Origin of the sequence: Acinetobacter sp. S4400-12 (genome assembly GCF_024129495.1) — a bacterium.
GTDB classification, from domain to species: Bacteria; Pseudomonadota; Gammaproteobacteria; order Pseudomonadales; family Moraxellaceae; genus Acinetobacter; species Acinetobacter lwoffii_C.
In genome coordinates this window covers 14,777-40,431 of sequence record NZ_JAMXYB010000025.1, presented here as the reverse complement: position 1 = coordinate 40,431, position 25,655 = coordinate 14,777, and the positions used below count along the sequence as shown (strand labels likewise).

General features: G+C 43.1%; 20 protein-coding genes and 3 pseudogenes. 17 read left to right on the top strand and 6 right to left on the bottom strand.

Features of this window, described 5'->3' with window-relative positions:
- The 4 genes and pseudogenes from NI461_RS10335 to NI461_RS10320 all read left to right on the top strand — a co-directional run.
- Positions 1 to 2,418, top strand: a 2,418-nt coding sequence (locus NI461_RS10335; protein WP_253157216.1) for a type I secretion C-terminal target domain-containing protein, incomplete at its 5' end; no start/stop codon positions are given.
- 225 nt (positions 2,419 to 2,643) lie between these two features.
- Complete coding sequence (locus NI461_RS10330) at positions 2,644 to 2,982, top strand: hypothetical protein (RefSeq protein ID WP_253157214.1); 339 nt, start codon at positions 2,644 to 2,646, stop codon at positions 2,980 to 2,982.
- A 71-nt stretch (positions 2,983 to 3,053) separates the two neighbouring features.
- Positions 3,054 to 4,073 carry an IS21-like element ISAba8 family transposase gene (gene istA, locus NI461_RS10325; RefSeq protein ID WP_253157212.1) on the top strand — a complete coding sequence of 340 codons (1,020 nt, stop codon included), beginning with the start codon at positions 3,054 to 3,056 and terminating at the stop codon, positions 4,071 to 4,073.
- Between the two features lie 55 nt (positions 4,074 to 4,128).
- A pseudogene (locus NI461_RS10320) lies at positions 4,129 to 4,206 on the top strand (hypothetical protein); the annotation flags it as partial.
- Between the two features lie 103 nt (positions 4,207 to 4,309).
- Here NI461_RS10320 and NI461_RS10315 read toward each other — a convergent pair.
- From NI461_RS10315 to NI461_RS10300, 4 genes and pseudogenes are all read right to left on the bottom strand, one after another.
- Positions 4,310 to 4,906: a helix-turn-helix domain-containing protein gene (locus NI461_RS10315; protein WP_253157211.1), complete on the bottom strand. Its 597-nt coding sequence runs from the start codon at positions 4,904 to 4,906 to the stop codon at positions 4,310 to 4,312.
- Between the two features lie 269 nt (positions 4,907 to 5,175).
- Positions 5,176 to 6,423, bottom strand: a complete 1,248-nt coding sequence (locus tag NI461_RS10310; protein ID WP_131261641.1) for an integrase family protein — start codon at positions 6,421 to 6,423, stop codon at positions 5,176 to 5,178.
- A 329-nt stretch (positions 6,424 to 6,752) separates the two neighbouring features.
- Positions 6,753 to 7,120: pseudogene (locus NI461_RS10305) on the bottom strand (IS5/IS1182 family transposase); the annotation flags it as partial.
- Between the two features lie 320 nt (positions 7,121 to 7,440).
- The gene (locus tag NI461_RS10300; RefSeq protein WP_151206051.1) at positions 7,441 to 8,325 is read right to left on the bottom strand and encodes a LysR family transcriptional regulator; all 885 of its coding nucleotides are present in this window, start codon (positions 8,323 to 8,325) and stop codon (positions 7,441 to 7,443) included.
- A gap of 176 nt (positions 8,326 to 8,501) precedes the next feature.
- Here NI461_RS10300 and NI461_RS10295 point away from each other — a divergent pair, with 176 nt between their 5' ends.
- The 6 genes from NI461_RS10295 to NI461_RS10270 all read left to right on the top strand — a co-directional run bounded on the left by NI461_RS10295 (position 8,502) and on the right by NI461_RS10270 (position 15,739).
- Positions 8,502 to 10,031, top strand: a complete 1,530-nt coding sequence (locus NI461_RS10295; protein WP_253157208.1) for a CoA-acylating methylmalonate-semialdehyde dehydrogenase — start codon at positions 8,502 to 8,504, stop codon at positions 10,029 to 10,031.
- 11 nt (positions 10,032 to 10,042) lie between these two features.
- Positions 10,043 to 10,933, top strand: a complete 891-nt coding sequence (mmsB, locus tag NI461_RS10290; RefSeq protein ID WP_174660007.1) for a 3-hydroxyisobutyrate dehydrogenase — start codon at positions 10,043 to 10,045, stop codon at positions 10,931 to 10,933.
- An 86-nt stretch (positions 10,934 to 11,019) separates the two neighbouring features.
- Positions 11,020 to 12,669: an AMP-binding protein gene (locus NI461_RS10285; RefSeq protein ID WP_253157206.1), complete on the top strand. Its 1,650-nt coding sequence runs from the start codon at positions 11,020 to 11,022 to the stop codon at positions 12,667 to 12,669.
- A 60-nt stretch (positions 12,670 to 12,729) separates the two neighbouring features.
- Positions 12,730 to 13,857 carry an acyl-CoA dehydrogenase family protein gene (locus NI461_RS10280; protein ID WP_174660005.1) on the top strand — a complete coding sequence of 376 codons (1,128 nt, stop codon included), beginning with the start codon at positions 12,730 to 12,732 and terminating at the stop codon, positions 13,855 to 13,857.
- A 19-nt stretch (positions 13,858 to 13,876) separates the two neighbouring features.
- The gene (locus tag NI461_RS10275; protein WP_174660004.1) at positions 13,877 to 14,650 is read left to right on the top strand and encodes an enoyl-CoA hydratase; all 774 of its coding nucleotides are present in this window, start codon (positions 13,877 to 13,879) and stop codon (positions 14,648 to 14,650) included.
- A gap of 21 nt (positions 14,651 to 14,671) precedes the next feature.
- Positions 14,672 to 15,739 (top strand): enoyl-CoA hydratase/isomerase family protein, encoded by a 1,068-nt coding sequence (locus NI461_RS10270; protein ID WP_174660003.1) that lies wholly within the window; start codon positions 14,672 to 14,674, stop codon positions 15,737 to 15,739.
- 81 nt (positions 15,740 to 15,820) lie between these two features.
- Here the strand turns inward: NI461_RS10270 and NI461_RS10265 are convergent.
- Positions 15,821 to 16,225 (bottom strand): annotated as a pseudogene (locus NI461_RS10265) (transposase); the annotation flags it as partial.
- A 206-nt stretch (positions 16,226 to 16,431) separates the two neighbouring features.
- Between NI461_RS10265 and NI461_RS10260 the strand changes: the two are divergent.
- The 5 genes from NI461_RS10260 to proB all read left to right on the top strand — a co-directional run bounded on the left by NI461_RS10260 (position 16,432) and on the right by proB (position 21,260).
- A complete protein-coding gene (locus NI461_RS10260) occupies positions 16,432 to 17,151 on the top strand; it encodes an MFS transporter (RefSeq protein ID WP_253157204.1) in 720 nt (239 codons plus the stop codon).
- Between the two features lie 11 nt (positions 17,152 to 17,162).
- Positions 17,163 to 17,837, top strand: coding sequence for a hypothetical protein (locus tag NI461_RS10255; RefSeq protein WP_174660001.1), 675 nt, complete (start codon positions 17,163 to 17,165; stop codon positions 17,835 to 17,837).
- 126 nt (positions 17,838 to 17,963) lie between these two features.
- A complete protein-coding gene (locus tag NI461_RS10250) occupies positions 17,964 to 18,338 on the top strand; it encodes a helix-turn-helix domain-containing protein (protein ID WP_174660000.1) in 375 nt (124 codons plus the stop codon).
- A gap of 552 nt (positions 18,339 to 18,890) precedes the next feature.
- Positions 18,891 to 20,099 (top strand): Obg family GTPase CgtA, encoded by a 1,209-nt coding sequence (gene cgtA, locus NI461_RS10245; RefSeq protein ID WP_253157202.1) that lies wholly within the window; start codon positions 18,891 to 18,893, stop codon positions 20,097 to 20,099.
- A 27-nt stretch (positions 20,100 to 20,126) separates the two neighbouring features.
- Complete coding sequence (proB, locus tag NI461_RS10240) at positions 20,127 to 21,260, top strand: glutamate 5-kinase (protein ID WP_174659999.1); 1,134 nt, start codon at positions 20,127 to 20,129, stop codon at positions 21,258 to 21,260.
- Positions 21,261 to 21,414: 154 nt separating this feature from the next.
- On the opposite strand, the gene NI461_RS10235 is transcribed toward proB, so the two are convergent.
- Positions 21,415 to 22,119 carry an SIMPL domain-containing protein gene (locus tag NI461_RS10235; RefSeq protein ID WP_174659990.1) on the bottom strand — a complete coding sequence of 235 codons (705 nt, stop codon included), beginning with the start codon at positions 22,117 to 22,119 and terminating at the stop codon, positions 21,415 to 21,417.
- Between the two features lie 476 nt (positions 22,120 to 22,595).
- Here NI461_RS10235 and NI461_RS10230 point away from each other — a divergent pair, with 476 nt between their 5' ends.
- Together NI461_RS10230 and NI461_RS10225 are read left to right on the top strand one after the other, a co-directional pair.
- Positions 22,596 to 23,969: a diaminobutyrate--2-oxoglutarate transaminase gene (locus tag NI461_RS10230; protein WP_174659989.1), complete on the top strand. Its 1,374-nt coding sequence runs from the start codon at positions 22,596 to 22,598 to the stop codon at positions 23,967 to 23,969.
- Between the two features lie 3 nt (positions 23,970 to 23,972).
- Positions 23,973 to 25,505, top strand: a complete 1,533-nt coding sequence (locus tag NI461_RS10225) for an aspartate aminotransferase family protein (protein WP_174659988.1) — start codon at positions 23,973 to 23,975, stop codon at positions 25,503 to 25,505.
- Positions 25,506 to 25,655: the final 150 nt, after the last annotated feature.

Genomic DNA, 25,655 nt, shown 5'->3' with positions numbered 1-25,655 from the left:
CGCAACGGCAATGCAGTGACAGGCCCGGATGAGCTTGCAGGCGCGCCAGGCGTCACAGTTCCGCCAGAGCTTGAAGTGACTCTTCCGCCAGAAAATGGTGGTGGTTTAGACCTTTTTGTACGTGATGATACTCACTCAATGCAAGAAGATGCTGCGACTATTAATGGGAACGTTCTTACAAATGATACGCAAGGGCTCACTGTAACAGGTATCGAAATCGATGGCGTCGCTTACGGTGTTGGAACCAACATTGATATTCCAGATGTAGGTACGGTTAATATTGGAGCAGATGGAGCATATACATTTACTCCAGTATTGGATTACAGCGGTAATGTTCCTGCCATTACTTATACCGTGAGTAATGGTACGGATACGGATACAGCAAACTTAAATATTGAAGTTTTAGCAGTTGCAGATCAGCCAACGACTGGTAACTTTGAGCTTGATCCACCTGCATTAGAATTAAATATCCAAACATGGTCAAATGTAAAAAAAGTTAATGGGCATAATTTGATTGAAAATAATGGGGATGGAGCAAATAAAGGAACCCTATTAGATGCAATTAATTATTTGCGTCAAAATGATCATGTATTTAATGAAGACGGCTCTGCTGTCGGTTCGTCAGCAGCAAGTACTACTACTAGCTTAATTTCTAATGATTTACCTGAAAGGAATGCTGTCTATATTTCGGGTTATGTCTTTTTAGAAGCTGGTCAAACCTATTCTTACTCTGGAAAGGGTGATGATAGTGCTGCGATAGTCATAGGTGATGAAGTATCATCATTACATGTAAATTGGAGAGGTACAAGCACTAGTGGAAATGGTGACTTTAGTGTGACTCAATCTGGTTTCTATAGCTTCCAATTTTATGCGCATAATGCGGTTGGTGCAGGAAATTATAATTTTGCTGTTCAAAATAAAGACCCTTCTAAAGGTAATTTAAAATTTTATCCAAATGTTGATGCTATAGAAGATAGCCTTAAAGATACAAGCTATGTATTAGGTGACTACGATGCGGGGACTGATGGAAAAAATGATACTGGGTTCTATCCTGTTAAGATGGGATATCAAGGGACGTCTGCAGATAGTATTGACTTAACAGGAATTCATCTAAAAGTTACAGATACAGATGGTTCTGAATACTTATCATTTGTAATGTCTGGATTACCGGCAGGTGCTGTCTTGACCTTTAAGGATGCACTTGGCAATGAACATTCAGTTACTGTAGGTTCGGACGGAACAGCGAGTTATATTCCTGAAGACAAGGATTCTGGTACAACGGAATATACAGACTTTATACTGACTGTTGGTGATAAAACGGATGCAGTGCTGAATGTAACTTTAACTGTAATGTCTACTGAAAAATCAAATGGAGATACATCAACCTCTATATTAGATTTTGAGGTTAAGGTGACGGATGCTGAAGCTTCTACACCACCAACATATGCTGAAGATTCTGTAACAGGCGGTTTTACTAATGGCTTAGGTGAATGGGACAATGCTGATAATAATCCTTGGAAGTACTCGGAAAATAATGAGTTAATTAATTATGATACTTATCTTAAGAAGGAGGCTTATGGCGTTCGTCAAGATAACGCGGGTATTGTGGAAATTACGACTCGTGAACCAATAGCTGAAAATGCTTTGGCAAATGGCGCAAAAATTGCGATGCAGCTTGCTTGGAATAATGGCTTCTCTACAGAATCTGGGCAGGGTGAGTCGACAGTATTTAAACTCATTGTGGGTGGCGTTGTTTATGCAACAGTAACGACCCCATCAAACAGTGACAGCACACCTTTGGATAAAACTGGTCAAGCTGTTATTGTTTATGGAAATGGTGCCACAGGAAATGTAGATTACTTTGATGCTCCTTCTTATGAAAAAGATGGCGGTGATCCTTCTTCAAAAGATTTTGAATGGAATAATTGGGAAGTCTATATCCCTGGTGTTTCAGGAACGCCATCTATTTCACTGCAATGGGATGTTCAAAAATCTGATGTTGTTGGCGATCCCACTTCAGATGATTTGTATGTAAAAGATTTGGGCGTTTATCCTGCAACTACAGAGAGCCTTCAATTAACGTCTATGCTATCTGATGATAATTCAATTATTTTTGATCTATTAAACGATGATGCAACAGGCGGTAATGAACTTCAAACAATTGATGGATTTACACTGGGTGAAGTTAATGATGTGATTGATATTTCTGCATTATTGTCTGCTGATGCGAATGAAAGTAACTGGTCTGATTTTATTACAGTTGATTACAATGCTGAAAATAATCAGGCGGTTATTTCAATTGATCGTGATGGTTCAGCCGAGCAATATCATTCTGAAAATCTAGTTGTTTTACTCAATCAGCCAAATGCTTTTGATCTAGATGATTTAGTTCAAAATAACCAAATCATTATTGGCTAAGGGCTAAGTGGCGGATTGGTTTTAGATTGATCCTTCACAAGGAGCGTTATATCAAACATAACGCTCCTTTCATTCGTTTTAAATTTGAATTTATTTTAAGTTAATTTTAGACAAAGATGGATTTGAATTTGCAATGAAAATGGCTGCAATTACAGTACTCATTTAATGCTATGACGCAGCATTTGAAAAACTCCCACGGTATGAATTTACCAAGATGCTTAAATCATGAATTTTATAAAATCAAAGATATGGCTTGTGCTGTTTCTTCCGTTTTGTGCACCAATAATGCCTATTTATGCAGCAAAACCAAAAAATTATTTAGACTCAGCTAAAGCAAACATCGAACAGTTTTTTTCGTCGCAACCTGCAGATTTGAATCAAGTGAGTATCCAAGAACTAAGTAAATACTCATGGGGTGAGCAGACAGCGCAAGATACTTTGCCAGTGATCAAATCGAGTGGTATTCAACAACAACTTAAAGGTATGGAAAAAATAAGCATTAACTCTGAAGCTGAGCTAACACTTTTTGATGCAATTCATCAAGCGCTGTTAGCGGCAGTGTAAAAATGACCCCCTAACGGCATTTAAAAACTGACCCCCTTGGTTAATATAGCGGTCATTTTGGACTGCTCAACATGTTAACTTTGGAGCAAGCAGTGACAATCCAAATACTTCATCAGCAAGGTAAATCTATTAAAGCGATTACTCGTGAACTGGGGGTATCCAGGAATACCGTACGTAAATATTTACGGCAAAACACCACACCTCAGTATCAGCGTATACAGCCTAGAATAAGTATCCTTGACCCATATAAACCTTATTTACTCCAACGTGTAAACGCAGCTCATCCTGAATGGATTCCTGCTGTTGTGCTCTACCAGGAAATTTTAAGGTTGGGATATCCAGGAAAGATCAGGATCTTGAGGGAATATCTTGCAACATTAAAACCAGTTGCTAAACCGGAACCGATCATTCGTTTTGAAACCCAACCTGGCCAACAAATGCAGGTGGATTTCACCACAATTCGACGCAACAACACGACTTTAAAAGCCTTTGTCGCAACATTAGGGTATTCCAGAGCGACTTTCGTGAAATTTTATGATCATGAACGTACCGATGCATGGATCGATGGTCTAGAAAATGCATTTCAGTTCTTTGCAGGAGTACCTCAGGAAATCCTGTTTGATAACGCTAAAACGATCATGATTGAACGGGATGCCTATCAGGAGGGGCAGCATAAATGGAATCCCAAACTGCTCGACTGCGCCAAGAAATACAGCTTTCGTCCTCGCGTATGTAAGCCCTACCGTGCACAGACCAAAGGCAAAGTTGAACGCTTTAATGGATACCTCAAATCAAGCTTTATTGTGCCATTGAAAGCAAGCCTGAAGACTTCGGGTTTACTGTTAGATGTTGATGTCGCCAATGCCCACATTGGCCGGTGGCTGCATGAAACCGCCAATCAGCGAATTCATACCAACACGCAAGAAAAACCGGCTGTTCGACTGCAACAGGAGCAGCAAAAATTTACGCCATTACCGCAATCAGATACAGGTTCTGGCACTGTACCTGTTGCAGCAGCACAGCATGTCATGCCCTACGAGAGTTTGCAGCATCCCTTATCGGTATATGACCAGTTGCTAGGAGTTTCCTGATGAATCTGCAATACGACCGTATAGAGCAGCTTTGCCAAAAGCTCAATCTGCCTGCCAAACAGGGGAGAAAACGATTTTAGATTATCTAATAAAACCATTTAATAAAGCGCAAGAGGCTTTAAGAGAAAGATAGTTTTGAGTGAGCCTGTAAATAAATTTGTTTTTGTGCTTTTTATATGTGAATACTAGGACCTCCACTGACACCAAGATTTTAGCATAACTTTTCTTTTAATCGTTCATAGGGGTGTTTTGCCATTCATGGCTGCATTAGGTCGGGCATAATTGTAAAATGCCTCCCATTCGGCCAGCTTGGCTTTTAAATCCACATCAATAGCGGTATATTGATATCGTTTGACTTGTTTTCCATTTTGATCTTTAAAAAAGAGAAACTTTACATCAACTTGAACGTGATGCCCTGGTACTTGTTTTTTATAACGTTGAGGAATAGGAATAGAACGTTTACGCTGATTTTGGGGTAATCGATTCATACCATGCCGTTTTAAAACATGGTACGCCCCAGCTGCTGAAATTTTAATTTGGTGATAACGCCATAAATACCAACTGATCCGTAGTTGTCCAAAATGATAGTGTTGACGTAAATAAATAATCTTATCTTCAATCTCAGCAGGCGTGCGTAGCTTAAGGTTCTGTGGACATGGCTTACTGTTGACTAATCGTATCTCTCCTTTGGATTTATAATTCTTCTTCCAACGATAAAAAGTATTTCGTGAAATACCAAAATATCGACAGGTCAATGCAACATTGCGATTTTGTTCAGCATGAGCAAACACTTTTAATTTATGGGCAATTTCCCGTTGGGCTTTTGTACTCAAAATTCAAACTCCTATGACATGAGGTAAAATTTACCAAAATGTCAGTAGAAGTCTCAATTTTCACACAATACTCAATTATCCATTTACTTTGAAGGTCGATTAGATCGATATAATTAAAATCTAGTTAAATTTACTGACATAGATTTTTGAACGCTCTCGTTTGAAGAGCGTGTAACCAAGTATTTTTAAAACTGTATTTACACAGAATTATTTACACCCTCTACCAGTCAATTTCTTAACTGACTGGCATTAGTCCGTATCGAGGTATTTCAATTAATGCCATTTCGCACTTGTTGCAAAATCCAATCCTCATATTCTTGTAGTGTTTCTTGTAGCATATCCATAGGTCGTACGATGTAGTGCCTTTCAACTAATGCACTTGGTTTATGACCTGATATCTGTGCTAAAGATCCTTCATTGATTTTTGCCCAAATAGCTAACGTTTTATATGATCTCCTCAATCCATGGGGAGTAAGTTCAATATTTAGTTTTTTACATATTTTCTCTAAGCTATCGTAAGGATTAACAATATGGCCACATTCAGCGCCCTTACTGCTAAATATGAATTTAGAATCAGAATTTTTCTTTAGTTCTAATAATAAGCTTTCAACATATGCAGTTAGAGGAATTAGGCGACCTTCATCTTCAATTTTATCCCTGACTTTTGCTGTTTTCCAACGAAAATCGACATCTGTCCATTTTAATGAAAGCAGCTCATTCTTTCTGCAACCAGTGATTAAACTACATATCAAAAAAATCGCTATTTTTCTGCTAGTTAACTTATTTACCTCTTCAAACCATGGTTTTAGATGCTGTTTCATCAAACAATCATTCTTGGCTTTTGGGGAAGGGACTTTATCTTTAACTTTTTTTGAGTTGTATGATTTTGGAGGCACTAAGTTTTCATAGTCTTCGTGTTCATCACACCAATTCAGGAAAGCTCGTGTAAGTCTGTATGCTTTAGCTGATGTTGTTGGACGGAAGTCATTGTGATCAAGCCAATCGCATAATACATCTGCAGTTAATTCAGAAAGTTTGTACTCAAACAGTTGAAAAATGGGTTGACTGGTATAAACACTATTTTTTTCAGGATCGTAACCACCTCTAGATAATTCGATGTGGTCCTGATAACTTCTTGGTCGCCAATTAGGTTGTCTTGCTTTTAAATATTCAAACCATACATCTTTAAATTTAATAGTTTTGCGTTTTTCTTGTTTTAGCAGTTCTTTATTATCAGCTAAAGCTTTCTTACGCTCGATTAATGGGTCAATCCCTTTGTGGCACATAATCGCCAATTCTTGTGCATATTTACGAGCTTCATCTAATTTCCATACATCAACGTCACCAATTTTGATACGACGGTTTTGAAGACCAATACGGCCTTGGAAAATGTAGCTTTTATTATTTTTAGGTGTAACTTTGACGCCGAATCCTGGTGTTTTCTCATCCCAAAAAAAAGTTGGTTTATTTTTGTCTGAGCAATCAATTTTATCAATAGCAGGTTTTGTTAACTTCATTCTAGTAAGCATCTGGTAAGCAAGTAGTAAGCAAAATCAATATATATTAATCAACAAAAAGAGTTAATAATAAATTTTTAAAATTACATAAATACATGATAGTATTGATATTATATTTGTAATTTGTTGATCTTTAATTACTATGTTAACGGACTCATAATCCGTTGGTCGACAGTTCAAGTCTGTCTGGGCCCACCATATAAAACAACCACTTAGATGCATTAACCCTAAGTGGTTTTTTGTTTTTAGAATTCATATAAGTACTATGTAAGCAGCTTAAATCAATATTATTTTTAATTGGCTTTAGAGCATAAAGGCTTTAAAGATAGAATTACCGCATGTGCTTGTCGATCTGAAAAGACTTTTCTGCAATGTTTCGTGTCATAAGCTCCATCTATATAGACAGAATTAATCCGCTCATCCAGTAAAATTTGATCAGGTAAATCATCGAGTACTAGTGAATCACTAATCTTGTTCATTATGAGCGGAACTGTACATATTTGCAGTGTTTCAGCCTCTATACCCATATTTAGCCTAAGCCGCTATCATCGATATGAAGGTTAATGTTTCTTACGTTTTTACTTGCTGTCACTTAAAGATTTCAAGTCAGTACAATCGGTAATTAGATGTAGGCGATTGCTGCTTTCTTTAATAGCTAACTGCAATAAATATTAATATGTTTTTGTCTTTTATATAATTAAGGTTCGGTTATAGGAAGATCAATTTGTTGTACGATAGATTTTAGGTCTAGACTTATTCATTTGAGAGTTATTGCTGAATAAGCCTTTGGGATAAGTTCGTGCAATAAAGCCACGGCAGTGTAAAAATAATCCCCTAATAGCATTTAAAAACCGACTCCCTTAGCTCATATAGGGGGCATTTTAGACTGCTTAACATGTTAACTTTTTGAGTATCCCATACCTTTATTGTTCTATAGTCTTTAGGATTTGGCTATAATTCTGGTGATCCGTTCATTTGCTGTGTCTAGATATTATTGAAATCTATACAAATAGTGATTTATCTGCCCATTAGCAGTTCTTGCTGAACATCGGCCTGTTTACGCAAAAAATCCCACACTAATTTAATTCTCGGCTCATGTTGTAAATCGACCAGGGTGAGCATCCAGAAAGTATGGGTAAAACTCAGCTGATCGCCTAGAACTTCTTCCAGTTCACTTTTATCATGTACAAGAAATCTCGGCAAAATGGCCAATCCGGCACCGGCCCGAACTGCAATCTCCTGTGCCAGAATACTGTTACTGCGAAAACAGGCGCTGACTTGCAAGGGCAGGCGTTCCAGTGAATACAGCGCCGCGCTATAAACCAGATCATCAATATAATTGACAAAACGTTGCTGTTTCAGATCTTCCAGTTTTTGAATTGGCGGATTTTGTTGTAAATAACGTTTACTGCCATACAGCTTTAGACAGTAATTGGACAACCGGGTAATGATATACGGCCCGGATTTAGGCCGGTCGATGGAAATAACGATATCCGCTTCACGATGCGAGAGTTTAATGGTTTTCGGCACCGGAATCAGGTCAATGGTCAATAGCGGATAATGCTGGGAAAACTCAGCCAACAGGCCCGCCAGAAATGCTGTGCCGAAGCCTTCCGGCGCGCCGATACGAACCCGACCTTGCAAGGGATCATGGCGCTTGTCAATCTGGATAAAGGACTGTTCCATCTGTTCCACACGCGGTACTAGTGCCAAACCTTCCAAAGTCAGCTCATAACCTGTTGCTTCACGTTTAAACAGTTGTGTACCGAGGGTATTTTCCAGCGCCTGAATCCGCCGTGCCACGGTGCTGTGTTCAACTCCAATCAAGCGGGCTGCGTTGGTGAGCGTTTTAGCACGTGCCAAAACCAAAAAAAAGCGTAAATGATCCCAATCTACTTTCATCTTCTCTTTAACATCCTGTTAAATCCTGTGCATATTTGCACAATCATCGTGCATCAATTTCTATTGGTGGTCAAAGTGTTCTTTGTTAGTCTGCTGACACAGCGTAAAAAAATACGTTAAAAAAAAGCCAGTAAAGGCAGATACAACGACAATAACAAAACCAGCACGGAGCGACCATGAACGCTATTCATCACCCCCAGCAACGTACCGGATTCACCACCGCAAAACTCCTGATTAATGGTGAATTTGTCGAATCAAAAACCAGCCATTGGCAAGATATTGTTAATCCTGCAACTCAGGAAGTCTTGGGTCAGGTGCCTTTTGCCACGACTGAAGAAGTCAATGCTGCAATTGCGGCGGCGCAAAATGCCTTTGCCAGCTGGCGCCAGACCCCGATTCAGACACGTATGCGTATCATGCTGAAACTACAAGATCTGATTCGTACCAACTTAAAAAGTATCGCACAGGTTTTGACCGCTGAACAGGGCAAAACATTAGCAGATGCCGAAGGTGATATCCAGCGTGGTTTAGAAGTGGTTGAACATGCCTGTTCAGTCGGTTCCCTACAAATGGGTGAATACATAGAAGGCGTGGCACGTGGTGTTGATACCTATACCTTGCAACAGCCACTGGGGGTCTGTGCCGGAATTACCCCCTTTAACTTTCCGGCAATGATTCCGCTGTGGATGTTCCCGATGGCGATTGTCTGCGGCAACACCTTTGTTTTAAAGCCTTCGGAACAGGATCCACTGTCAACCATGATGCTGGTTGAACTGGCGATTCAGGCTGGCGTGCCAGCAGGTGTGCTCAACGTGGTGCATGGTGGTAAAGAAGTGGTCGATTTGCTCTGTACCCATTCTGACATCAAGGCCATTTCCTTTGTCGGTTCGACCGCAGTCGGCACCCACGTCTATAACCTCGCAGGCCAGCATGGCAAACGTGTGCAGTCGATGATGGGCGCGAAAAACCATGTGGTGGTGATGCCAGATGCCCATAAAGAACAGACTTTAAATGCTTTGGTCGGTGCCGCTTTTGGTGCAGCAGGCCAGCGTTGTATGGCACTTTCCGTGGCAGTGATGGTCGGCGAGACCAAGCACTGGGTTGATGAACTGGTCAATAAAACCAAAACCTTGAAAGTCAATGCCGGGCATGAACCCAATACCGATGTTGGACCGGTGATTTCGACCCGTGCCAAAGCCCGCGTGATTGATCTGATTAACAGTGGCATTGAACAAGGCGCTGAACTGCTGCTCGATGGTCGTGATGTTCAGGTTCCGGGCTATGAGCAGGGCAACTTTGTTGGACCAACGATTTTTAATCAGGTCACGACCGATATGCGCATTTATCAGGAAGAAGTGTTTGGTCCGGTGCTGGCGATCATGCATGTCGACACTTTAGAACAAGCGATTGAGCTGATTAATGCTAATCCATTCGGTAACGGCGTTGGACTGTTTACCCAAAATGGCAATACCGTGCGCATCTTCCAGAACCAGATTGATATTGGTCAGGTCGGCATCAACATTCCAATTCCTGTCCCTGTACCGTTCTTCAGCTTTACCGGTTCACGCGGTTCAAAGCTGGGTGATTTGGGTCCTTATGGCAAGCAGGCAGTACAGTTCTATACCCAGACCAAAACCATTACTAGTCGCTGGTTTGAAGATGATCAGGAAACCACGGGTGTCAATACCACCATCAGCCTGCGCTAAGGAGCATCCGCATGAAGATTGCATTTATTGGTTTGGGCAACATGGGCGGCTCGATGGCGCAGAATCTGCTCAAATCGGGACATCAGGTTTTTGGTTATGACTTAAGTACCATGGCTTTACAGCATTTTGCCGAAGCGGGCGGTATAGTTTGTGACAGTCCACAAGCTGCCGCAAAACAGGCGGATATTGTGGTCAGCATGCTGCCGGCAGCCAAGCATGTGCGTGAAGTCTATCTCGGTGAACACGGTATTCTGGAAGTACTCCAAGCCGGCAGCCTGTGTATCGACAGCAGCACCATTGACCCGCAAACTATTCAGGAGATTGCCACGATGGCGCAGGCCAAACAGGTTTGTGTGTGTGATGCACCAGTCTCTGGCGGGACTTTGGGGGCCAAAGATGGCACTCTGACCTTTATGGTGGGTGCAGACGATGCCACCTTTGAGGCCGTAAAACCAGTCCTCAGCAGTATGGGTAAAAATCTGGTGCATTGTGGCGCTGTAGGAACAGGACAGGTGGCAAAAATCTGTAATAACCTGATTCTGGGTATTTCCATGACCGCCGTTGCGGAAGGCATGGCGCTTGGTGCCAAACTGGGCATTGATCCTCAAGCACTGGCCGGGGTAATCAATAGCTCAACCGGACGTTGCTGGAGTTCTGAAATCTATAATCCCTGGCCGGATATCTGTGCCAATGCGCCGTCATCACGGGGTTATACCGATGGTTTCGCAGCACAGCTCATGCTTAAAGATTTGGGCTTGGCCGTCGATGCAGCGCAGCAGGTGGATCAACCAGTTGTACTTGGCAGCATGGTACAAAAACTCTATCAGCAATTGTGTCAGGAAGGGGATGCGCATCTGGACTTTTCCAGCATCATGCATCAATACACTACGCCACCTGCTTAACACTTAAAATATCCAGATGAAGCAAGGATTCGCTTCATTAACAGTACCTTGTCAGTAATAACGATAAATTCAGGCTGAGGTTGAACATGTTAGATTATCAAAAAACGATTGAAAATTTTGATTTAGATACAGTGGCAAAACAGTATTTATCCGGTTCGATGCAGGCACTGAACGCCTGTTATGAATGTTGCGACCGCCATGCCGACTCCGATGCCATTGCCTTGCACTGGTACGGTAAAGATGGCCGCAAAGAACAGTATAGCTTTCGCGAGCTTAAGAAATATTCCAGCCAGTTTGCCAATTTTTTGAAGTCTCAAGGCATTGGCAAAGGAGACCGCGTTTCCGGATTGTTACCGCGGACTCCAGAGCTAATTATTACCATTCTAGCGACCTGGCGGATTGGTGCAGTGTATCAACCTTTATTTACTGCCTTTGGTCCTAAAGCCATCGAACACCGTATTCAGCTGGCGCAAAGCAAGCTGGTCGTGACTGATCTGGCGAATCGGGAGAAACTCTCCGATCTTAGTGCTTGTCCTACGATCGTCACTGTACATGCCGAAACGCAGGCCGAAACCTATCCGCGAGACCTCAGTTTTTGGACGGTGTTAAACCGTCAGGCTGAAGGTTGTGAACTGGAAATGCTCAGTATCGATGAGCCATTTTTGTTGATGTTTACCTCTGGAACCACTGGACCGGCCAAGCCTCTAAAAGTGCCGCTAAAAGCCCTGATTGCTTTTGCTGGCTATATGCACAATGCCATCGGTCTAACCGAAGATGATGCTTTTTGGAATATTGCTGATCCGGGCTGGGCTTATGGCTTGTACTATGCCATTACCGGGCCTTTACTGCTCGGGCACTCGACTCTGTTTTATGAAGGTGGTTTCAATGCCGAAAGTGTCTGCGACATTGTCAAGGAGTATGGCATTACCAATCTGGCCGGTGCGCCGACCGCTTACCGCATGATGATGGCTGCTGATCCGGCTCAGATGGCGCAGCTGCGCGGCAAGTTGCGCGTGGTCAGTAGTGCTGGAGAACCCTTAAACCCGGAAGTGATCCGCTGGTTTAAAGAAGTACTGGATGTAGCAATTTATGACCATTATGGCCAGACTGAAGTCGGGATGGTGGTGTGCAATCATCATGCACTACAACATCCGGTCCGTTCAGGTTCGGCAGGCTTTGCCAGTCCGGGTTATCGGATTGCAGTCATCGATGAACAAGGTCAGGAACTAGCGATTGATGTTCCGGGCATCCTGGCAGTGGATATCAGTCAGTCCCCAATGATGTGGTTCTCGGGTTATGAAGAAAGTCGCAAATCGCCCTTTGTCGGACATTACTATTTAACTGGGGATACCGCGGAAATTCATGCCGATGGCAGTATGAGTTTTGTGGGGCGTAGTGATGATGTCATTACCACCTCAGGCTACCGCGTGGGACCATTTGATGTGGAAAGTGCCTTGCTGGAACACGATGCCGTGATTGAAGCCGCCGTCATTGGCGTGCCTGATCCTGAACGTACTGAAGTGATTAAAGCCTTTGTAATTCTGGCGAATAACTTTACAGCCTCACCTCATCTGGAAGAGGAACTGGGCCAGTTTGTGAAAAAGCGTTTGTCTGCCCATGCTTATCCACGCCTGATTGAATTTGTCACAGAATTGCCCAAAACCCCGAGTGGCAAGATTCAGCGTTTCTTACTGCGTAATCAGGAAATCAACAAGCAGCAGGTGAAAACCGCATAAATCAGCCCAAGCCCGCAGATTGAATAAAAATATTGAATAAAGAGATTGAAGGAAGCATCAATGCAATTTACGGAAGAGCAACAACTGATTCAGGATATGGCCAAAAGCTTCGCCCAGGAACAGATTAAACCTTTTGCCAGCGAGTGGGATCAAAAAGGCATCTTTCCTAAACAGACCTTGTCTCAAATGGGTGAGCTGGGTTTTTTAGGCATGCTGATTCCAGAAGAGTGGGGCGGTTCAGGTACGGGCACGCTGGCTTATGTGCTGGCCCTCGAAGAAGTAGCTGCGGCAGATGGTGCAACCTCCGCCATCATGAGCGTACATAACTCGGTGGGTTGTGTGCCGATTCTGAAGTTTGGGACGGAACAGCAAAAGCAGCAGTTTTTAAAACCGTTGGCTCAAGGGGAAATGATTGGTGCCTTCGCCCTGACCGAACCGCATACCGGTTCGGATGCGGCAGCGATTAAAACCCGGGCGGTCAAGGACGGCGATCACTATATTATCAATGGTGCCAAACAGTTTATTACCTCAGGCCATAATGCCGGGATGATTATTGTCTTTGCCGTGACCGACCCAGACGCGGGTAAAAAGGGCATGAGTGCATTTTTAATCCCACGTGATACGCCCGGTTATGAAGTGATTCGGGTCGAAGAAAAACTCGGTCTACATGCTTCGGATACCTGTCAGATTGCTTTAACCGATGTCCGCATTCATGAAAGCCTAAGACTGGGTGCAGAAGGTGAAGGTCTGAAAATTGCCCTTGCCAATCTGGAAGGTGGACGGATCGGCATTGCGGCACAGGCGGTTGGCTTGGCGCGTGCTGCTTTAGAAGAAGCCACTGTTTATGCCCATGATCGTATGGCCTTTGGCAAGCCAATCTTTGAGCAGCAGGCGATTGCATTCAGGCTGGCCAGCATGGCCACCGAAATTGAAGCGGCACGTCAACTGGTGCATTTTGCTGCACGTAAAAAGGAAGCCGGTGAAAGCTGTTTAACCGAAGCCTCTATGGCCAAGCTCTTTGCTTCGGAAATGGCAGAACGTGTCTGTTCCAAAGCATTACAGATTTTTGGCGGCTATGGTTATCTGAAAGACTTTCCGATTGAACGAATTTATCGCGATGCACGGATTTGTCAGATTTATGAAGGCACCAGCGATATTCAGCGCCTGGTAATTGCACGCAGTTTATAATTTTAAAGGGATTTTTATCATGCAATGGCAAACGATTTTACTCGAACAACGTAATGGTGTCGGACTGATTACTTTAAACCGTCCGCAAGCCTTAAATGCACTGAACAACCAGTTGATTGTTGAAGTCAATCAGGCACTGGATCAGCTGGAAAAAGACCCAAAGATTGGCTGTATTGTGATTGCCGGTTCGGAAAAAGCCTTTGCTGCCGGTGCCGATATTAAAGAAATGGCGGATTTAAATTTTCCACAAATTTATCTGGATGATTTTTTCAGTCTGGCCGACCGGATTGCCCAGCGCCGTAAGCCTTTAATTGCTGCGGTAAGTGGCTATGCCTTGGGCGGTGGTTGTGAATTGGCCTTAATGTGCGATTTTATTTACTGTGCTGATAATGCAAAATTTGGTTTACCTGAAGTCACTTTAGGGGTATTGCCCGGCATTGGCGGAACGCAGCGTTTGACCCTGGCCATTGGTAAAGCCAAAGCCATGGAAATGTGCCTGACCGCACGTCACATGGGCGCACAAGAAGCCGAGCAAAGTGGTCTGGTGGCACGTGTCTTTGCCAAAGAAGAATTGTTGGAACAGACGCTGCAAGCGGCAGAAAAAATTGCCGAAAAATCTTTGCCTGCAGTGATGATGATTAAAGAATCGATTAATCGGGCTTTTGAAGTCAGTCTGGCCGAAGGTCTACGCTTTGAACGACGGGTATTTTATTCTATTTTTGCTGGTTCTGATCAGAAAGAAGGTATGCAGGCCTTTGTTGAAAAACGCCCAGCCAAATTTACCCATCAATAAAAAAAGAATAGGAAAAAAATAATGAGTGCTGAAAATAACTTAGTGATTAGCGTACAGGGAGTTCTGGGTATCATCAGCCTGGACCGCACTAGCCATTTAAATGCCTTAACCCTACAGATGATTCAAGGTATTCAGTCACAATTAGATCAGTGGCGCCATGATCCAGAGGTGCAAGCGGTTCTGATCAATTCTAACAGTCCCAAGGCATTCTGTGCCGGAGGAGACATCCGCTATCTGTATGACAGCTATCAGGCAGGCAATACCCAATATCAGGATTTTTTTGCCACAGAATATACGATGCTGAGCACACTGCGCAATTTTCCAAAGGCCGTCATCGTGATGATGGACGGTTATGTTCTGGGTGGAGGATTTGGACTGGCGCAGGCGTGTCATATTAAAGTGACCAGTGAAAAATCACGCTTTGCCATGCCAGAAACTGCGATTGGCTTTTTCCCGGATGTGGGAGCCACCCATTTCCTGTCCCGACTGGATGAAGTTGGCGTTTATATGGCACTGACTGGTGAACAGATCAGCAGTAGCGATGCGTTATATCTGGATCTGGTCGATTATCATGTGCCGAGTGAAAATTTTGCTAAACTAGAAGCGGCATTGAGCGCTGCGCCTATTTTAAATCCGGTGGAAATCCGTAAAATCATCAGTGCGTTTATCACCCATCCGGTAGAAAGCGAGTTGCAAAAACGTGTTGGACTGATTAACAAACATTTTTCTTATCCGCGTCTGGAGGAAATTGAACATAGTCTGGCTCATACAAGCGATGCCCTTGATCAGGACTGGGCCAAGAAAATGCTGGATCTCTTGCAGCAACGTCCGCGGATGGCAAAACAAGTCAGTCTGAAATTACAGCAGACCGGTCAGAATCTGTCGCTGGAAAAATGTATGCAGTTAGAACGGGATTTACAAGATATCTGGTTAGAGCAGGGCGATTTCATCGAGGGTGTACGTGCACTGATCATTGATAAAGATAAAAATCCGCAGTGGCAAATAGACAATGTAAACTTTGAAAAAACGTTGGAAAAATGCTGGCCCGCCTGGAGCAAGCAATATATAGATTCGCTTTGTTATAAATAATCAAAATTTATTGTAAAGAAACCCGAATCCGGCTTAAGCCAATGATTCCATAACCTGAATTATTGGCTTATTGCGATGAATTCATTGATATGCGCATAACCATGCATAAATTCTACTGATAGCCTCATGAAGGCTAGGTGCTTTACTCGTCACTAAATTGGATGGGTCTTGCAACAAGCTGAATAGCGTTTCTATTTTATAGGGTTATTTTAAGTGATGTTTATCTGAGGTACTGAGTTGAACAGCCTGTCTGTTCTTTCGACGGTAGATAATTAAATCAATTCCTTGATCTATTAACCTGCTTTTGAGTTGTTAGCTGATATAGCCACGAACTGCATAAAGCTTTATAGTTAAACCTTCTACCAATTGCTCAACCCTTTTTATGTCGGTAATATGCCCATTCGATAAAGCAGAACAGGCGTTTTCACCCAATCGATTCATCGCAAGAGATAACTTATAGCCATAAAACCAGCCCATTGAACTTTTACTAGACAGAATAATAATTCGGTCCTATTAAAGCTCAGCACTAGCGTTTAAGGTTGGGGGGAACTCAGCAGCTAGCTCTAGTCTTTTTATTTTTCCTGTTAATTTCTTAGCCGCGATTCGGGTTAAAAATCCTATACAAAAAATAGCAAAACATAAAATATTTGTGTTCACAATAAAGTGTTAACCAAGAGGATAAGGATAGCCTTTTGCGATCTAAATATATAATTGCTGCCATTACTTTAATTTTTTTTGCGACCTTGTGTGGACTCTTAATTGGCATTTGGGTGTTTCAGTATTTTAAGATTTATATTCCATTACAAGATCAGCAAGTAAGTATTGATTTGAAAGAGCCTTTGCAGGCTGAGGTTAAAATTCATGATGCCTTGAATGTGGATGTTCAGGGAAATGTAAATGCTGAAATTCCTATTCAAGAAAATCTCAATATTCCTTTAACCCAAACACTGACCCCACGTGTGTACTTTGATAATTATGTGCCGATTAAAACGGTTATTCCAGTTAATGAGGTATTAAAGGTAAAGCAAAATATCCCGATTGATACCCGGGTTAAGGTAAATGTCTTAGGAAAGGATATTAGCTTGCCGCTCAAAGGCACGATTCCGATTGATCTGGACGTTCCCCTGCAACTGAAGGTTCCACTGGAGCAAAAAGTGCATTTGAAATTTGATGCACCTGTAAAAACGGTATTAGAAGAAAATCTGAATATTCCACTTAATACTACATTAAAAACCAGTATTCCAATTCAGGGACATCTGAATGTACCTATTCAAACTGCATTACAAGCGAGTGTAGATGTACAAAACACCTTGCCAATTACGATTCAGCAAGGTGAGTTGGAAATTGCTTTGGATAGCTTGAAGCTCAAGCGAACACCGACGCCCTCAGCAATTCATACAGCCGATGAATAGGAGGGAAAAGTATGCCTATTTCTATTCGTATATGGGCGATTCTGTTTGTAATTACGACTTGCTGTATTGCCGTGCTGTTCTGGTTCTATCTGAATATACAGGCCAGCATGCATATCAAGGCACAGCATGCTTCAGTCAGATTACCAGACGCATTGCCCACTAAAATTTCAATTGGAAATCATTTACAGACCCATGCTCAAGGAAAGCTGGACACAGAGATTAAAATTAACCGTGGACTCGATTTACCTTTACAAGGTAAATATCGGGCAAATTTGCAGTTTGCCGTTGTAGTACCAGTTTCGGTAAATGTCGATTATAAAACCACGATTAAAGTCGATCAGATAATGTCACTTGAAACCTCCACCAATCTGATCTACCAAAACAAGTTGTTGCCGACCTTTCCTTTAAAAATGGATGTGCCGATTCGTCTGGATCTACCATTTCAGCTGAAACAAAATTATCGGATTCCCATCAGAATCCTGTTTGATGGGCCCGTATTTTTAGGCTTTGATGAGTCCTTACATTTACGGGTAAAACATGATTTTAAACCTCAGCTTGAAATGAATGACCCGATGACTATGCGTAAAATCACCACCTTTCATGCCACCATGCGGAATATCGAACGAAATACCAAAGCCAATTTGGAGATGCACATGCAGTTGCCCCTGAAGCAGATTCACCCTTAAAAGCCTCTGTATTAAAGTGATTAATTTTGGGGAAAAATAAACTTGTGGCTTCAATCCTGTTTTGATAACTTACTTAATGTAAGTACATAACAAAAAGTAAGAATTTTGATTAAAGGGAAGGGCTTTATGGCGACTTATGAAACCAGTAAATTGCTTGGTCAAGTATTATCTGTAGATTGTCCGTCACGAGGGATCTTGGAGCATCTTACCAACAAGTGGTCAGTGCTGGTCTTGCGTTGCTTAAGTGAGGAAGTACATCGCTTTAGTGAATTAAAGCAGCGCATTGAAGGAATCAGTGAAAAGATGCTGGCGCAAACTTTAAAAATGTTGGAGCAGGATGGTTTTATTTTAAGAACCGTCTATCCGGTGGTACCGCCGAAAGTAGAATATCAGCTAACCATATTAGGTTCGCAGGCGGCTGAAAAAGTGAATTATCTGATTGGCTGGGTAGAGCGAAGTTTACCGGAAATTTTAGATAATAAATCGCGTATTAGCCCATAGGTTTTAAATTGTTTTGCCAGAGTTGGAATGAAAAGATTGGTATATTCAGTGATCAAGCGATTCATAATATCGTGACTGGCTTGATTTTATCAGGGACTATTTATTTTAAGTGCTCAAGCGTCGATAAAGCTTGATTTCCCAAATCCTTTCATTGCTTAACGGCTAGGTTGATATAAATATATAGAGCCTCTGCTGTTTATCCTTGAAAGGGATATACGCACTCCATCAAGAGTACAAATTGTGATGACAAAGGATGCTTGGCATCCTGTGAAACATTTGCAGACATACACTGGACTCTTGTAAAACTGACAGCACTCTGAGCAGAGAGTGGCTAAATCAGAAATAACTAAAAACACTAAGCTCATTGATAGGGCATATAGTTGACTAGTGCAGTTAAATGAATAAATCTCAGAGATTTAAAGCTTTTAAGCCAGCTTGACTAAAATATTGAAGAAATAAGTGTTCTCGTTGGAATAGTACATAAATTTAGTCGTGAAATTCTTTAAAATATGGCAGAATAGGCGGTTTTAAAGAATTTAGAGGATTGGCAAGATGCGCTTTGTTGATGAAGCAGTCATTACCGTAGAGGCTGGCGACGGTGGCAATGGCGTAGCCAGTTTTCGCCGTGAAAAATTTGTACCATTTGGTGGTCCGGATGGTGGTGATGGTGGTCGTGGCGGCAGCATTTATATTGAAGCTGATGACAACACCAGTACCCTTGTAGATTATCGTTATACCCGTAAATTTCGCGCTGAACGTGGTAAAAACGGTGCTGGCGCAAACTGTGCTGGTCGTGGTGGCGAATCAGTCGTATTAAAAGTTCCAGTAGGAACAACTATCGTCGATTCTGAATCGGGCGATATTATTGGTGACCTGGTTGAAAATGGTCAAAAGGTTCTAGTGGCTCAAGGTGGTCAGGGCGGTTTGGGGAATACACACTTCAAATCATCGACCAACCGTTCTCCGCGTAAATGTACGTATGGTGTCAAAGGTGAATTCCGCGAAATCCGTCTCGAGCTGAAAGTACTCGCAGATGTGGGCTTGCTGGGTATGCCAAATGCCGGCAAGTCGACGTTTATCCGTGCAGTCTCGGCAGCCAAACCAAAAGTGGCAGACTATCCGTTTACGACTATGGTGCCAAATCTGGGCGTGGTTGATGCAGATCGTTACCGTTCATTTGTAATGGCAGACATTCCGGGGCTGATCGAAGGAGCTTCCGAAGGTGCAGGCTTGGGGATTCGCTTCCTGAAACATTTGGCACGTACCCGTATCTTACTGCACATTGTGGATGTCCAGCCAATTGACGGTTCCGACCCTGCTTATAATGCCCGTGCGATTATGAACGAGCTGCAAAAATTCTCCCCGACATTGTCAAAATTGCAGATTGTTCTGGTGTTGAACAAGGTTGATCAGCTTCCAGCAGAGTCACGTGAAGAGTGGTGTAATCACATTCTGGAAGAATTGCAATGGGAAGGTCCGGTCTTTAAGACCTCAGGCTTGACGGCTGAAGGAACCAAAGAGGTCGTCTACTACCTGATGGATCAGATCGAAGAGCAGCGCGAACGCGAAGTTGAAGATCCGGAATATGCAGCAGAGATGAAAGCATTCCGTGACCAGCTGGAGGCTGAAACACGTGAACAAACCATCGCTGCCAAAGAAGCGTATCGTGAGATGCGTCGTCAGCAACGTCTTGCCGGTGCGCTGGATGACGAAGATGATGAAGATGGCGATGATGATGTAGAAGTGTACTACGTACGCTAATTCTGTAGAAAAAAGTCTGAGGACAAGATGATAGAAGTGGTAGATGGGCAACGTCAGCTCAAGGGTTGTAAACGAATCGTTGTGAAAATCGGATCATCTTTACTCACAGCAAATGGGCAGGGACTAGATCTGGATGCGATCTCGCATTGGGCGGGACAGATTGCAGATTTATACAATGCTGGACACGAAATTATTTTGGTGTCTTCAGGTGCTGTGGCTGAAGGGATGGTTCGGATGAAACTTGAGAGTCGACCCACCGATCTACCCAGTCTTCAGGCCTGTGCTGCAATCGGACAAATGGGCCTGATCCAGACATGGTCAAGTGTACTGGAAAAGCACGAGATTCAAACTGCACAAGTGTTATTGACCCATGATGACCTGGCAGATCGCCGTCGTTATCTCAATTCATGTGATGCCTTGCAGAACCTGATTGACTGGCGCGTGATTCCGGTGATCAATGAAAATGACACCGTTTCTACCGAAGAAATCCGCTTTGGTGATAACGATACTTTGGCGGCGATGGTGGCTGGTCAGGTACATGCAGACTTGCTGATTATTTTGACAGATCAGGAAGGTATGTTTGATTCTGACCCACGCTCAAATCCCGATGCCAAACTGTTCCATACGGTTCGTGCAATGGATGAAAGCCTGTTTGATATGGCGGGTGGCGGCGGCAAATTTGGTCGTGGCGGTATGCTGACCAAAGTCCGTGCTGCACGTCTGGCAGCAAAATCAGGCTGTCCGACGCTGATTGCCAGTGGGGATAGCGACCGGGTGTTATCTCGTCTGATGGCGGGTGAAATGCTGGGAACCTTATTCATTACCGATGATGACCGTATTACGGCGCGTCAGCAATGGCTGGCTGCACATTTACAAACCGCTGGCCGTCTGGTGATTGATGATGGTGCGGTAAAAGCCATCAAGGAAAATCACCGCAGCTTGTTGCCTGTGGGCGTGAAAGCGGTAGAAGGTCACTTTGATCGTGGTGATGTTGTGGAATGTGTGGATTGGCAAGGCCATCGTATTGCAGTAGGACGGGTCAACTTTAGTTCACGTTCGGCTGAAGTTGTTAAAGGTTTGGCCTCAGATAAAGTGCACCAGGTTTTGGGTGAAGCACGTTCACTGGAAATGATTCATCGCAATCATATGGCGATTTATTAAAACAGGCAAAATCTAGATTCAAAAAATCCCGCTTTCGAGCGGGATTTTCTATGAAATAAATTTTCTTTTTTGGCAGGACCAAGCTGAGATAGTTTTTAATATGCTATACATTTTAACTTTCTCTAACTCTCTCCTGAAATAAGGGGAATTTCAATTATTTTAGCTGAATAGTACCATTAGCACTGACTGTCAGTTGTGATTCACCTGCCGCCATCTGCTGTTCTGTAATGGCATCAGCTGGGGCAGCGGCCTTCATCATGGCTATACGCGGCATAGGTTGCGGGGTATAGTTATTGGTGTTCAGATTTAAATTAATCAGCTGATAACCCGGCTTGTTCCAGGCCTGTGTGAGGGCTTGGGCACGCTGCTGAAAGTTTTTGGTGGCTTCGACCATCAATTCATTTTCTACCTTTTTGCGTTTTGCATCCGACACGGTGAAGTTAATGGATTCGGTCTGGAAGTTTTGCTGCAACTCTGCGATCAGTTGAGAAGTGGCTTTAAAATCAGTGGACTCTAGACGCACTTGAGCACGGCCACGCCATTCTTTAAGTTTACGGTTGTCATTATCATAAATTGGATAAGTGCTTTGGGCGCCAGTCTCAATTTTAACAGTTGGATATTTGCGTGCTGTTACCATCGCCTGATTCATCAGCTGATTAATCAGGCTAGCAAGTTGGGCTGGTTGTTTATGTGATTTTTCAAGATACAAAACAGCATGCATTTCATCATTAGAAATATCACGTCTGGCATCTGCGGATAGGTTAATTACATTATAATTCAATGACTCATTGGGAGCTGCAAAAGCCGTGGTTGCTAAAGTGCCTGCAAGGATAATGCTAGATAATGCTAAAAGACGCATATTGTGGTCCTGTTTTTCTTAAAGAAGCCATCTGGGCTGTTATAAAAATATTAAATCCTGACTATGGTTTTTTTGCAAAATATTTGTGGTAAGAGTGTTAAATTATCGCTCTATATTTAACCTTAATTCTTGAAATTAAATATCATAAAAATTATAGGCTTATCTCTAAAGTTATAAAATACCAAGAAAGATTGCTGAAAGGCTACAAAAAAGTATAAAAGAACGTGCTTTTCTTTCGGTGGTCACAGGTTAAGATGATAATTCAGATGACAAATCGGCATGATATTTTTTTTCGATAAAAAATCAGCAAAATTGTGGCGAAAGTCGTTTATTTTCCTGTAAAAGACTGTATCATCCGCCTCCTAGTTATGATGTATGAGTAAACCATCAAACTGGAATTTATAAAGCACCGAGTCAAAGGACCGCAAGTCACCCGACTTATTTCTATTAACCCATATCAGAGATGGTAATTCGATATGAGCGTTTCTTCAGTAAACCCTGCCACTAATTCTACTAACGAATACTATTTGACTCGCCAAAGTCAGATGGAATCCAATGTTCGTAGCTATCCGCGTAAACTACCGCTTGCGATAGCAAAAGCATTAGGTTGCTGGGTTACCGATGTCGAAGGTACAGAGTACCTCGATTGTTTAGCTGGGGCAGGAACATTGGCATTAGGCCATAATCATCCTGCGGTCATTCAAAGTATTCAGGATACGCTTGCAAGCGGTCTGCCATTGCATACTTTGGATTTAACAACACCTTTAAAAGATGCTTTTACTGAGGCGCTGCTTGAACAGCTGCCAGGCGGTAAAGAAGAGTACTGCCTGCAGTTCTGTGGTCCATCTGGTGCAGATGGTACAGAAGCAGCGATTAAACTAGCCAAAACCTTTACCGGTCGCAGCTCGGTGATCAGCTTTTCTGGTGGTTACCATGGTATGACTCACGGTTCGCTTGCAATGACAGGTAACCTGTCTGCGAAGAATGCGGTCAATGGCTTAATGCCAGGCGTTCAATTCATGCCATATCCGCATGAATACCGTTGCCCACTTGGTCTGGGCGGTGAAGCGGGCGTTGACGCATTGACTTACTACTTCGAAAATTTCATTGAAGATGTAGAAAGTGGTGTGACTAAACCGGCTGCTGTAATTCTTGAAGCCATTCAGGGTGAAGGCGGTGTAGTGACTGCGCCGGTAAAATGGCTGAAAAAAATCCGCGAAGTGACTGAAAAACACAATATCGTACTCATTCTTGACGAAGTTCAGGCAGGCTTTGGCCGTTCAGGCAAAATGTTCGCTTTTGAATATGCAGGGATTGAGCCTGACGTTGTTGTCATGTCTAAAGCAGTAGGTGGCAGCTTGCCACTGGCGGTACTGGGTATTAAACGTAAATTTGATGCTTGGCAGCCTGCTGGCCATACGGGGACTTTCCGTGGTAACCAGCTGGCGATGGGGACTGGTCTTGCGGTGATTAAGACCATCAAAGAACAAAACTTGGCGCAAAATGCGCAAGAACGCGGTGACTTCCTGCAAGCTGAATTGAAAAAGCTGGCGCAGGAACTTCCGTGTATCGGTAATGTACGTGGCCGAGGCTTAATGATCGGTATTGAAATTGTGGACGAGCGACAATCTGCTGACCACATGGGTTCTTTACCTGCAGACGGCCAATTGGCAGCCGCTATTCAGACAGCATGTTTCAATAATAAGCTGTTGCTAGAAAAAGGTGGTCGTAACGGTACGGTAATCCGTTTACTTTGTCCGTTAATTATCACTCAAGAAGAGTGTGTAGAAGTGATTGCCCGTTTCAAGAAAGCGGTTACTGAAGCTCTTGTAGCAGTTCGAGGCGCATAATTCATGGTAGATTTTGCAGAACACCGTAAAGCGTTACTCTGCAATGATGCTGCATCCATTGCTGACTATCAGTCAGCAATGGACCAGGCGACCAAAGCGGTTGCAGCATGGTTGCAAAACGACAAAATGTATACTGGCGGTAGCATCAAAGAGTTACGTAGTGCCATTGCCTTCAATCCTTCTAAAGAAGGTTTGGGTGTACAAAAATCACTTGAGCGTATGGTGGAGCTTTTCTTAAATAAAAGCTTGAAAGTTCATCATCCACATTCATTAGCACATTTGCACTGTCCGACCATGGTGACCAGCCAAATCGCGGAAGTGCTGATTAACGCTACCAACCAGTCTATGGACTCTTGGGATCAAAGCCCGGCGGGTTCTTTGATGGAAGTACAGTTGATTGACTGGCTTCGTCAAAAAGTCGGCTATGGTGCAGGTCAGGCAGGTGTATTCACTTCGGGGGGTACGCAATCTAACCTGATGGGTGTGTTGCTTGCGCGTGATACGTGTATCGCGAAAAACTGGAAAGATGAAAACGGCCAGCCGTGGTCTGTTCAGCGGGATGGTATTCCTGCGGACGCAATGCGCAATGTCAAAGTCATCTGTTCTGAAAATGCACACTTTTCGGTGCAAAAGAACATGGCAATGATGGGCATGGGCTTCCAGTCAGTTGTGACTGTTCCTGTAAACGAAAATGCACAAATGGATGTTGATGCTCTGGAAAAGACCATGGCGCATCTTCAGTCTGAAGGCAAGATCGTAGCTTGTGTGGTTGCAACTGCAGGTACAACAGATGCTGGCGCGATTGACCCACTCAAACAGATTCGTGAAATCACCAATAAATATGGCGCGTGGATGCATATCGATGCGGCATGGGGTGGGGCACTGATTCTGTCGAACGACTATCGTGCGATGCTGGATGGGATCGAGTTATCTGATTCGATTACACTGGATTTCCACAAGCATTATTTCCAAACCATTTCATGTGGTGCATTCTTGCTCAAAGATGAAGCGAACTACCGTTTCATGCATTATGAGGCGGAGTATCTTAACTCGGCTTATGATGAAGAACATGGCGTGCCAAACCTGGTCTCGAAGTCTTTACAAACCACGCGCCGTTTTGACGCGTTGAAATTGTGGATGACCGTAGAAGCACTCGGCGAAGAGCTGTATGGATCAATGATCGATCATGGGGTGAAACTGACCCGTGATGTTGCAGATTACATCAAGTCGACTGATGGTCTGGAACTTCTGGTTGAGCCACAATTTGCATCGGTACTGTTCCGTGTAGTGCCTGAAGGCTATCCAGCTGAGTTTGTGGATGCACTGAACCAGAACGTGGCAGATGAGCTGTTTGCTCGTGGTGAAGCGAATATTGGGGTGACTAAGGTCGGCAATGTTCAGTCATTGAAAATGACCACTTTAAGCCCAGTAGCCACACTAGAGAACGTGCAAAATCTGCTGGCACTGGTACTGGCAGAAGCGGATCGCATCAAGGATTCAATTGCAGATGGTAGTTATACGCCGCCCATTGTTTAATTGATTGAGAAATTAAAAAGGGAGATCGAAAGATCTCCTTTTTTTAGTGCTGTTTCATCAATAGCATGAAGGAAAGTCGGTTAAAGAAATAATTAATATGACGATAAGTAAATTTTTATTTTTCATAAAAATAAAAAAACAAGTAAGCCA

What these genes read in the sequence shown, in the direction of transcription:
- mmsB (WP_174660007.1), top strand. Translation starts at nt 10,043, where the DNA reads ATGAAGATTGCATTTATTGGTTTGGGCAACATGGGCGGCTCGATGGCG.
- NI461_RS10330 (WP_253157214.1), top strand. Translation starts at nt 2,644, where the DNA reads ATGAATTTTATAAAATCAAAGATATGGCTTGTGCTGTTTCTTCCGTTT.
- cgtA (WP_253157202.1), top strand. Translation starts at nt 18,891, where the DNA reads ATGCGCTTTGTTGATGAAGCAGTCATTACCGTAGAGGCTGGCGACGGT.
- NI461_RS10230 (WP_174659989.1), top strand. Translation starts at nt 22,596, where the DNA reads ATGAGCGTTTCTTCAGTAAACCCTGCCACTAATTCTACTAACGAATAC.
- NI461_RS10275 (WP_174660004.1), top strand. Translation starts at nt 13,877, where the DNA reads ATGCAATGGCAAACGATTTTACTCGAACAACGTAATGGTGTCGGACTG.
- NI461_RS10225 (WP_174659988.1), top strand. Translation starts at nt 23,973, where the DNA reads ATGGTAGATTTTGCAGAACACCGTAAAGCGTTACTCTGCAATGATGCT.
- NI461_RS10280 (WP_174660005.1), top strand. Translation starts at nt 12,730, where the DNA reads ATGCAATTTACGGAAGAGCAACAACTGATTCAGGATATGGCCAAAAGC.
- NI461_RS10310 (WP_131261641.1), bottom strand. Translation starts at nt 6,423, where the DNA reads ATGAAGTTAACAAAACCTGCTATTGATAAAATTGATTGCTCAGACAAA.
- NI461_RS10235 (WP_174659990.1), bottom strand. Translation starts at nt 22,119, where the DNA reads ATGCGTCTTTTAGCATTATCTAGCATTATCCTTGCAGGCACTTTAGCA.
- NI461_RS10295 (WP_253157208.1), top strand. Translation starts at nt 8,502, where the DNA reads ATGAACGCTATTCATCACCCCCAGCAACGTACCGGATTCACCACCGCA.
- istA (WP_253157212.1), top strand. Translation starts at nt 3,054, where the DNA reads ATGTTAACTTTGGAGCAAGCAGTGACAATCCAAATACTTCATCAGCAA.
- NI461_RS10300 (WP_151206051.1), bottom strand. Translation starts at nt 8,325, where the DNA reads ATGAAAGTAGATTGGGATCATTTACGCTTTTTTTTGGTTTTGGCACGT.
- NI461_RS10255 (WP_174660001.1), top strand. Translation starts at nt 17,163, where the DNA reads ATGCCTATTTCTATTCGTATATGGGCGATTCTGTTTGTAATTACGACT.
- proB (WP_174659999.1), top strand. Translation starts at nt 20,127, where the DNA reads ATGATAGAAGTGGTAGATGGGCAACGTCAGCTCAAGGGTTGTAAACGA.
- NI461_RS10270 (WP_174660003.1), top strand. Translation starts at nt 14,672, where the DNA reads ATGAGTGCTGAAAATAACTTAGTGATTAGCGTACAGGGAGTTCTGGGT.
- NI461_RS10250 (WP_174660000.1), top strand. Translation starts at nt 17,964, where the DNA reads ATGGCGACTTATGAAACCAGTAAATTGCTTGGTCAAGTATTATCTGTA.
- NI461_RS10285 (WP_253157206.1), top strand. Translation starts at nt 11,020, where the DNA reads ATGTTAGATTATCAAAAAACGATTGAAAATTTTGATTTAGATACAGTG.